Source organism: Bartonella acomydis (assembly GCF_039543025.1).
GTDB lineage: Bacteria > Pseudomonadota > Alphaproteobacteria > Rhizobiales > Rhizobiaceae > Bartonella > Bartonella acomydis.
Genome location: NZ_BAABIY010000075.1, coordinates 1 through 2,014, shown reverse-complemented (window position 1 = coordinate 2,014; position 2,014 = coordinate 1). Strand labels below are relative to the sequence as shown.

General features: G+C 45.4%; 1 protein-coding gene. It reads right to left on the bottom strand.

The window, feature by feature from the left end; all coding sequences use genetic code 11:
- Positions 1-2,014, bottom strand: a 2,014-nt coding sequence (locus ABD909_RS07090; protein WP_345097254.1) for a hemagglutinin repeat-containing protein, incomplete at both ends; no start/stop codon positions are given.

Below are 2,014 nucleotides of genomic sequence, written 5' to 3'. Positions count from 1 at the left end.
TTCTATTGTGGTTTTATTGGTGGTAACTTCGGTTGATTGTTGACGAAACTTATTCTTTTGTTTCGATTTATCGCCTTCTTTCCCCCTGAGATCTAAATCAAAACTGTTAAAGTCTTGTTCTGAAACCACATTGAGAGCACCACCACTGGTGAAATCCCCATCGCCCTTGACTTTAAACTTTCCCCCAAGGTTAAGATCACCCTCTGTAACAATGGTTAGATTCTCACCACTATTGACTTCGGCCAACTGGTGATGAGAGCTTTGAGCGTCATAACGCCCTTTTTCTAAGGTTTGCTTATTCTCACTCTCTAGTACCAATGAACCAATGGTCGCAGAACCACCAACAGTCACCATCGTCGAACCGCTACTGTTCCATTGCCCACCATTCATGCTTAAATCGCCAAGGGAGTGAATGTTTAAATCCTGAACAGCAATGATTTGTGCCTGCTGCCCACTTCGATCAACAAAACCAAATTCATTCGTGTCACGGATTTTGGCAGTCCCATCAACGATTGTCTTAGCATTGAGGGAGATGATATCCCCCAGTATAACCCCTGACAAGTTGACAAAAAGCCCTTGGCTGCTGAGGTCAACTGCACCGCTGCCAAGCAAAAAACCGCCATCATTCAACAAAGTTTGTGTGGTCGATACGTTGAGTGCGCTGTTACTCAAGATGGTGCCGCTATTGGCAAAACGCTCCGCATTCAAAATGATGTCGTGGCCTTTTAAATACGCACTGGCAAGGTTTGCTTGTTGCGTTTTTGCCCCATAAATATCCTGCGTGAGAGAAGAATTTGCTGCCAAATAAACATGGGGCACCAAGACTTCTTGCCCGTTGACAACATGCGTCTCAAGCCAGATCATATCTTTTTTGATCTCCGCAATTTGCTTTTGTGTTAATGGTTTGCCTAGTTCTAACCCTAAGGGATCTTGCTGTGCGATGGCATTGTCATAAAGCTTTTGCATTTGTGCGTTGGGATCATCCACCTCTATGAGGCTGCGATCCCCTGTGAGTTCAAAGATTTGCTCACTCACCAGACGAGTTTCATAATAGGCATCCCCTAATCTTTTAAACACATGCTCAGGCTTATAATTGCCAACCCTTTTGAGGAAATAATCTGAGCCCAAAAATTTGCTGGGATTGATAAAATCTGGACGCGTCTCGATCAAAAACGGCACATCAGGTGTTTGAGTCTGAGTTAGCTGTGTCTGTACAGAGCTAAGCCCATCTTGCTTTGGTACTTGTATGGATTCTGGTGCTGGTGTTTGAATACTCGGTGCAAAAAGTGCTTTATGCCCCGTTAAACCATTGATAATCCCGTCTAATCGATCATCACTGATCAGTGGTTTTGAGCCGTCAAAATCGGTGTTTTTAACACCAGCCAAGCCTTTATCACCAGAGCTTAAACCAACTTGTTCTACTCCCTCACGCACCGCATGATTATCAATATAACCCGTCACCTTGGCATCAAGCGTTCCCCCCGCTTCAATCGTGCCATAAACAGCATCATAGGTGCGTGTAGCCGTTTTGGTATTGGTCGTGCTCCCATAATCTGTTATACCGCCCCACTGACATCCTCCATTCAAGACAGTGCAGTGTTTCTTCCTGCGATGTGTTTCAGTTACAATCTTGGTTGTTTCGATTAAATCACGCCCCTCATTGAGCAGTGTATCGCCCCGCATTACAATGTTGCCATTGGCAGAAATCAAGCTATAGCTATTGCGGATATCCCCGGCATTCACTGTCAGATGACGTCCTACTAAAATCTGTGCCGCATTTCCCTTAAAATGTGCTTGCTGACGGATGATCGTAGTGTCGACATCTTCCTTTATCTGGTGGTGCTTAACATTGGTGCCTTCCCATCTTCCCTCAACGAACCGGTGAGAGACCACTTTATCGCTCACTTCAACCCCACCTTCACGCATGTTGGTGAGAGCTGAGACATCAAAACGCATATCGCCTGAGACAGCTTCTAAAAGACCCGAACTGTTGATCACATGACCAGCCCGCTCT